Consider the following 8,152-nt stretch of genomic DNA (forward strand, 5'->3'; position numbering starts at 1 on the left):
GACAATCATGAAGTTTTTAAAAACAACCTTATTAGCCAGTTTACTCACCTTTGGCATGGGTGCAACTGCATATGCCAACCTAAGCGTCAACGACAGCACTGATGGTGTGGTAGCTATGGTAAACGATGAGATTATCCTAAAAAGTGAGCTGATGGGCGCTATGGAAGAGCTGGCTCAGGGCTATCTAGAAAACCAAATCCCTGCCGACATGGAACAAATCCAAAATCAAGCAATGGAGCAACTCATCATTCGCAAAATACAGCTTGGCATGGTCAATCGTGCAGGGTTTAGTGTCAATGAAAACATCATCAACCGCCAAATTGCCCAACTTGCCCAAGCACAAGGGTTTACTTCGCTGACCGACTTTCAGCAGTATCTAGACAAACAGCAAGCAGGTGGTTATGCCAAACTTCGTCAACAACTCATTGATGATGCTTCTTTGACCGCCCTTTGGCAAGCTCAGGTTTCGCCACGCATCAAAATCAACGAACAAGATGTGGACGCTCTCCTAAACTCCCCTGAGGGTGCAAAAATCCCAAACGAACAAGTGCTACTCCCCGAATGGCACACTAGCCATATTTTGGTGCGTGTGGACGACACACAAAGCGACAGCATGGCAAGCCAAAAAATCAATGCCATCTATGCCCAACTCCAACAAGGGGCTGATTTTAAAGCATTGGCAAGCACCTATTCAGACGACACAGGCTCTGCCCTACAACAAGGCAGTCTAGGTTGGGTCAATGAAGGACAAATGGTCAAAGAATTTGAAGAAGTCATGCAAAACACTGCACGTGGCAACTTTTCTACACCATTTCGCTCGCAGTTTGGTTGGCACATTCTCAAAGTAAATGACACTCGTCAGCGTGATGTCAGTGTTCAGCACCGCCGTAACCTTGCCAAAGAGATGTTGTTTGCTCGCATGGCACCCCAAGCCGAAGAAGACTGGATTTTAGAGCTTCGTGCAGGTGCCTATATCAAAATCATGGAGTAACATCGTACCAACATGACCACAAAATCCGCCTTGCGTGTACTACACACTTCCGACTGGCACATCGGCAAACGCCTATATCACCAAAATCGTTACGAAGAGTTTTCAGCATTTTTGACATGGCTTCATGCGATGATTTGTCAGTACAAGGTGGATATTCTTATCGTGGCAGGTGATGTGTTTGACACCATGACTCCTAGTAACAAAGCCCAATCTTTGTATTATGATTTTTTGGCAAAAGTGGCAGACAGCCCCTGCCAGCACATCATCATCACCGCAGGCAACCACGACAGCCCTACCTTGCTAGACACTTCCAAACACATTTTAAAAAACCTAAACATTCATATCATCGGCGTGATTAGTCCAAACACCAAAGATGATTGCCTAACTCTATGCGATAAAACAGGCAATCCCCAAGCCATCATCATGGGCGTGCCTTATCTTCGGGACAAAGACATCAAAGCCAGCACGCACGCCAGCAATCATGAGTCCACCACCTTATCAGCCATTACTCATCACTATCATACGTTGGCTTGTTATGCCAAAGAAGCCCAAAACACTATTTTTACACAAACAGGCAAAAAAATCCCCATCATTGCCACAGGACATCTTTTTTGTGCAGGGGCAAATATTAGTGCCAAAGATGATGGCATGAGAGAGTTGTATGTGGGTACACTTGGGCAAATCCCCACCAGCATTTTTGATGAATGTATTGACTATGTGGCATTAGGACACATTCACGCCCCCCAAAAAGTCGGTGGACTTGACCACATTCGTTATTGTGGCTCACCCCTTGCGTTAGGTTTTGGCGAAATTGGCAAGACAAAACAAGTTCTTTTGATAGATTTTGTAGATACTTTACATATACAACCCATACCTGTACCCACCTTTCAGCCTTTGCACCACATACAAGGCGACCTTGACCATATTTATACCACACTTGACAGACTTATCAGCCAAAATATCAGCATTTGGGTACAAATCATCTACACAGGTAACAGCCTAGAACCCCAATTGGCAAATGACATTCAAGCCTACCTTACCAACTCGCAAGTCATCGCACTCAACATTCAAAACAAAACACTTTACCAAAATAGCCTGCACACACCCCAACACAAACACCTAGATAGCCTTGACCCTGTTGATGTTTTTACTTATCGCCTTGACAAAGAACAGCTTGATGATGATGATGAAAAACAATCCCTACTAAACGCCTATCAATACGTCTTGCAGACATTACATGAGTCTGATGTTCGGGCTGATTGATACAACTGACTTGGTATTATTACCAAATTATTACAACATGATATATTATGTTGTCAAAAATGATACGCACACCAAGTCATTTTTACAAACATGGGTTTTTTGCAGTATAATATTAGCCCCATAATCACCGAAAGGTTCAATATGAAGAAATTGATGGCTTTATGTCTTGCCAGCTTAATGCTTGGTGCTTGTAGTAGCGACAAGACCGATAAGACCCCAGACAATGTAACCACCACCAACCCAGAAACCATCACCACCAAAAATCCCAACTGGGAAACCATCATCGTTGGCACACAGGGCGATTATCCACCTTTTTCTTTTAAAAATGAACATGGTACATTGATTGGTTTTGAAAAAGATTTGTTAGAAGCAATTGCCGCTGCCAGTCAGTTTAATGTGGACTTTATTGATGCCAAACGTACCGACATGACAACACAGCTTAACAATGACATGGCTGGTATTTGGGCTTCTACCATTTCTATCAATCCAGAACGCCAAGCAGAAATGGAGCTTAGCGAACCTTATCTTGACTATGCTCGCAGTATCATTATTTTAGACAATGAGCTAAATAGACACATCAAAACACTGCCTCAACTACAAGGCAAAACCATTGCATACAGCTCTGTTAGTAGTTCAGAAAAAAACCAAGTCATTGAAATCAACAAAGATGAATCACTTGCCATATCAGAGCCAAGTGCTTTCTTGGCTGTCAAAGCTGTTTATACTGGTAAAGCAGTAGGAGCAACAGGTAACTCCATGATATTTAACTACTACGCCATGCAGTATCCTACCATTCCTGTTCGTGTCATTCCTATCAGTAACGAACGTATCAACATCGCCTTTGCCATGAAAAAAGGCAATGTTGCACTCAAAGACAAAATCAATACAGGGCTTGCCAAAGTCAAAGCAGACGGCACTTATGACAAACTTATCCAAAAGTGGTTTGGCAAAATCAGCTAACTTGCACATTGACATCACATCAAATTGGTGATAACGTAAAAACTTTACGTTATCGCCTTTTTTATCATGAAAATTCTCAACCTTTCTTTAAAAAACCTCAATGCCCTAAAAGGTGATTGGCACATTGATTTTACCGACCCTGTATTTGATGATGGGATTTTTGCGATTGTAGGCAATACAGGAGCAGGCAAAACCACCATTTTGGATGCCATTTGCCTTGCCATCTATGGACGCACACCCCGCCTAAGTGGCACAACCAGCATCAGCCAAACCCACAACGAAATCATGAGCTTAGACACAGGCGAGTGTTTGGCACAAGTTGAGCTTGCGATACATGGCAAAATCTATCGTTTTCGCTGGGAGCAAGCACGAGCAAACAAAAAAGCCACAGGCAAACTCCAACCCATCAAACGCCAAATCAGCGAACTTGCTCACCCTTATGACGACAACGGTACGATTTTACAGACCAAATATTGTGATAAATTGGCGGTGGAGATTTTGGGTATTAAATTTGAACAATTTACCCGCTCCGTCATGTTGGCACAGGGAGATTTTTCAGCATTTTTGCGGGCAGAACCGAGTGAAAAAAGTGAGATTTTAGAACAAATCACAGGAACAAACATTTATAGCGACATCGGCAAACAAACCTTTTTAATCCACAAACAAAAAGAAAACGCCCTAAACGCTCTAAAAGAAAAATTGGGTGAAATGTCTATACTTAGTGATGATGAGTTTGGAATACTCAATGACACGCTTGACCGCCAAAATAAAACCTTATACAACCAAAAAGCCCAAATGACAACGCTTGATGATGAAATTTTGACGCACAAAGAATTGTTGCGTTTAAATAACGACATTCACCATTTGACGACCCTACTCACCGAACTTAACCAAAAGTTGCCCACCCTAAAAAACACTCTAAACGAACACGCCACCAAAAAAGACCAAGCTCAAACTCACCTTGCCAAGGTACGCTCTGAACATAGCACCATCATGGCAACTTTGCGTGAAGTCCAAAAACTTGATAACCACATTGAAAACACCCAAAAAACACACCAAAAATTATCTTTTGAACACGGTGAACTCACCCAAAAAATCACCTCCATCACCCATGCCATCGCCACCACCCAAACCAAAATCAACACACTTCAACAAACCCTTGGCAAACTTACCCAAACTGCAACAGTGGACCTTGCAAATACCAAAACCCTATTTGATAATTTAACAGCATTAGCCACACAGCTTGCCACCTTGCGTCATTTGTATGACAACATCAAAAACCATCACACACTAACCACCAAACTTTATCATGACATTCACGCCAAAAGGGAAGATTATCGCCAAAAAAAGCAAGGTCTTGATGAACTTCACAAACAAAAAAACCAAATCATCCACCAGCTTATAACCACTTTTGGACTAAATACTGACACAGTATTCACACCCACCGTATTTGATGATGTGGCACAAATATTGACACTCATTCATCAAAAAATCACCCACCAAAGCGAATTGCACACCGCTCAAACAGAACTTACACAGCTAACAGACAGCATTCATGCCAAACAAACCACCCTAAATCAACACACCCAAACAGCTCACGACATTCAACAAAAAATCCCCCAACACGAAAAACTCATCACATCATTGGAGCAAAATTTGACGCTGTTTCATGAATTGTCCGCTCTAAAAAAACACGCCCAAGCACTCGCAGATGGCACACCTTGCCCTTTGTGTGGCTCAACCACACACCCCAACAAATCAGACCCTCACGCTTTTGATGACAGTCAGTACATCACCGTTACCCAAAACCTTGCCACCGCCAAAACAGAACTTGCCCAGTTATACGACACTCTCAAACATCATGAAATACAGACATCATCTTTACAAAGTGAGTTAAAATATTTACACGACCAACACCAAACCACCACACAAAATACAGACATACTTTGCCAAACCATTCATGCCATAAATGAACAAATAGACACTTTTTCCACTAAAATTGGCATAAACCCTGCCAACATAACCACCCAAAACGCCATAGAACATCATGCTTTGTGTCAAACACTCAAATCTACTTTTGACGACATTCAAGCACAAATAACCACACTCCAACAAACCATGCATGGTATTGAAAATGAAGGAAAATATCTGCGTGAAACTCATGACATACACCAACGACAACTTCATGATTTAATTGAGCATTTTTTTGCAGAACAAACCCAAATCCACCAAATCATTTACCAACATCAGATGCTACAAAACATGGCTTTGGGGCTTGATTTGCCAAATCTTGATAGCCACACCCACTTTGATGAATTTGTGGGGCAATTTTTCATACATTCGGACGATTATTTGGCGAAACTAAACCACATCATCAACACCCTAACCACCGCCAAAAATAGCCATGATGAACTTGGAGTACTTCACATTGACCTTGCTCATCTACACAGCCAAAAGAGCGATTGGGGCGATAAAGCAAACCAGCTTCATCAAGAACTCCACACCACCCACAGCGAACTAACCACGCTCAAAGCCCAACGCCATGCCCTATTTGGCGACCAAGACCCAGCAGTTGCCCAACAAAATATTGACAACGAACAAAATAACGCCGAAGCCAACCATATCAATGCGGTACTTGCTTATGATGAGATTGATAAACAAGTTCGTGAAATTAATATTGCCATAAAACAATACAGCGAACAACAGCACAAATTCACAGACACTCGCACTCAAATGATTCAGCGACTTGACAAAAATATGCTTAGCAACTTTGATGACAATAGTCTAATCCAAAATTACCTTGATGAGTTAAATGCCCAAAAGCACACGCTACAAGACAGCATGGATACACTTTTACAAGAGATTGGTAAAAATACCCAAATCAAAACAAATAACGAAAAAGCCAAATATGCCCAAATCGCTTTGCGTGATGAGATACAGATTGCCCAACGTGATTTTGCCGTTTGGGATAAGCTAAACGCCTTGATTGGTTCAAGTAAGGGGCATACTTACCGAGTGTTTGCACAAGGCTTGACACTGGATTTATTGTTATATCATGCCAACCAAGCACTTGCCACCATGAACGAAAGATATATACTTTGCACGGACAAAGATAATGACAAAACCGCCCTACACATCTATGTCATTGACACCGCACAGGGCAACGAAATGCGTAGCACCAAAAATCTCTCAGGGGGCGAAAGCTTCATCATCAGTCTGGCTCTTGCCATCGGATTGTCTATGATGAACAGCGACAAAGTTAGTATTGATTCACTATTTTTAGACGAAGGTTTTGGCACGCTTGATGACGACACACTTGACATTGCTCTTGCTACTTTGTCAGCCTTGCACACCAATGGCAAAATGATAGGCATCATTTCTCATGTGTTCGCCCTAAAAGAACAAATCGGCACACAAATTATCGTCAAAAAAGGCTCAAACGGCACCAGTACTTTATCAGGGGCAGGCGTACGAAAAATAATGACAAGACCTTAATCCCTAAAATTTTTAGTGCTTTAATGTTGCTAAAACCTTGCCGTTATGCTAATATCATGACATCAGTTATTAAGGAGAAAAAGTATGGCAACTACCCCAAAACAACCCACCACCACAGCCGTCATGCCCAAAACCATGAGCGAGCTTGAAGATATCCTAAACCACGCCACGCCCGAAGAGCTTGCGGATTTTAGCCAATTACTAAACCAATACATTCCTGCCAGCCAAGTCATTAGCCAAATCCGTGCCGACAAATCCAAAGACAACGAACTTGCCCCCAACTGGCAAGATGGTGTTTACCCCTACAAGAACCGCCTAAGTCGCAAAAACTACGAAGCCCAAAAATACAAACTACAAATAGAACTGCTCAAACTACAAAAGCACGTTAAGACCACAGGACAAAAAATTGTGATTTTGTTTGAAGGGCGAGACGCGGCAGGCAAAGGCGGTACGATTAAACGCTTTATGGAGCACCTCAACCCACGTGGTGCAAGGGTTGTTGCTTTGGAAAAACCCACCGAAACCGAACGTGGTCAATGGTACTTTCAGCGTTATGTTCAGCATTTGCCAACTGCAGGTGAGATTGTGCTGTTTGACCGCTCATGGTATAACCGTGCGGTAGTAGAGCGTGTGATGGGCTTTTGTACCGATGAAGAATATTCTACTTTCATGCGTCAAGTTCCTTTGTTTGAAAAAATGCTCACCGATTCTGGCATTCATCTCATCAAATTTTGGTTTTCAGTAAGTCGCAACGAACAAAAAGCCCGCTTTGACAGTCGTAGCAAAGACCCACTAAAACAATGGAAATTATCGCCCGTAGACTTAGCTTCCCTCAAAAAATGGGACGAGTACACCGTTGCCAAAGAAAATATGTTCTTTAATACAGATACCACCGAAGCCCCTTGGATTGTCATCAAATCTGACTGTAAAAAACGTGCCAGATTGAACGCCATGCGTTATGTACTCAACAAAATGATCTACAACGACAAAGACCAAGAACAAATCGGCAAAGTGGACCCACTCATCGTAGGACGTGCAGGTGCATTGTACGAAACTGCTGAAAAAGACCAATTGATGATTGGTTATAACGCCAAATAATCATCACCAGTTAAACATGGGTCATCATTGACCCATGTTTTTGTTATACTTACAGAAGCTACGACTTGCGGTAATTTTTAGGTTTGTTAGGCGTGTTGTTTTTGTTAAAAATTTTGGGTTTTGCAAGCAAAGCCCAAATTACGGGCTGAAAAAATTACCACAAAATCGGTTTTGGAAGTCCGTAGGTTGGGTTGAACGACAGTGAAACCCAACATTAAACTCAAACCTTGAATTTGTTGGGTTTCGTTTTACTCAACCCAACCTACGGGCTACCTGAAAATAAAAAAGCCTGAAAAGGAATGTCTTCCATTTTCAGGCTATTAAAAATCAGTTATCTGGACTTAA

General features: G+C 42.1%; 5 protein-coding genes. All 5 read left to right on the forward strand.

The window, feature by feature from the left end:
• Positions 1-7: 7 nt before the first annotated feature.
• The 5 genes from MOB01S_RS04485 to ppk2 all read left to right on the forward strand — a co-directional run bounded on the left by MOB01S_RS04485 (position 8) and on the right by ppk2 (position 7,807).
• A complete protein-coding gene (locus MOB01S_RS04485) occupies positions 8-991 on the forward strand; it encodes a peptidylprolyl isomerase (protein WP_066802106.1) in 984 nt (327 codons plus the stop codon).
• Positions 992-1,003: 12 nt separating this feature from the next.
• Positions 1,004-2,254: an exonuclease SbcCD subunit D C-terminal domain-containing protein gene (locus tag MOB01S_RS04490; protein WP_066802107.1), complete on the forward strand. Its 1,251-nt coding sequence runs from the start codon at positions 1,004-1,006 to the stop codon at positions 2,252-2,254.
• Between the two features lie 141 nt (positions 2,255-2,395).
• Positions 2,396-3,214: an ABC transporter substrate-binding protein gene (locus tag MOB01S_RS04495; RefSeq protein WP_169798118.1), complete on the forward strand. Its 819-nt coding sequence runs from the start codon at positions 2,396-2,398 to the stop codon at positions 3,212-3,214.
• Between the two features lie 66 nt (positions 3,215-3,280).
• Positions 3,281-6,709, forward strand: coding sequence for an AAA family ATPase (locus tag MOB01S_RS04500; protein WP_066802109.1), 3,429 nt, complete (start codon positions 3,281-3,283; stop codon positions 6,707-6,709).
• Positions 6,710-6,793: 84 nt separating this feature from the next.
• Complete coding sequence (gene ppk2 / locus MOB01S_RS04505) at positions 6,794-7,807, forward strand: polyphosphate kinase 2 (RefSeq protein WP_084349613.1); 1,014 nt, start codon at positions 6,794-6,796, stop codon at positions 7,805-7,807.
• Positions 7,808-8,152 lie beyond the last annotated feature (345 nt).

It is taken from the genome of Moraxella oblonga NBRC 102422 (genome assembly GCF_001598275.1).
GTDB lineage: Bacteria > Pseudomonadota > Gammaproteobacteria > Pseudomonadales > Moraxellaceae > Moraxella > Moraxella oblonga.

Excerpts from the sequence above, each read along its gene's own strand:
- MOB01S_RS04485 (WP_066802106.1), top strand. The coding sequence starts at position 8 with ATGAAGTTTTTAAAAACAACCTTATTAGCCAGTTTACTCACCTTTGGC.
- MOB01S_RS04490 (WP_066802107.1), top strand. The coding sequence starts at position 1,004 with ATGACCACAAAATCCGCCTTGCGTGTACTACACACTTCCGACTGGCAC.
- MOB01S_RS04495 (WP_169798118.1), top strand. The coding sequence starts at position 2,396 with ATGAAGAAATTGATGGCTTTATGTCTTGCCAGCTTAATGCTTGGTGCT.
- MOB01S_RS04500 (WP_066802109.1), top strand. The coding sequence starts at position 3,281 with ATGAAAATTCTCAACCTTTCTTTAAAAAACCTCAATGCCCTAAAAGGT.
- ppk2 (WP_084349613.1), top strand. The coding sequence starts at position 6,794 with ATGGCAACTACCCCAAAACAACCCACCACCACAGCCGTCATGCCCAAA.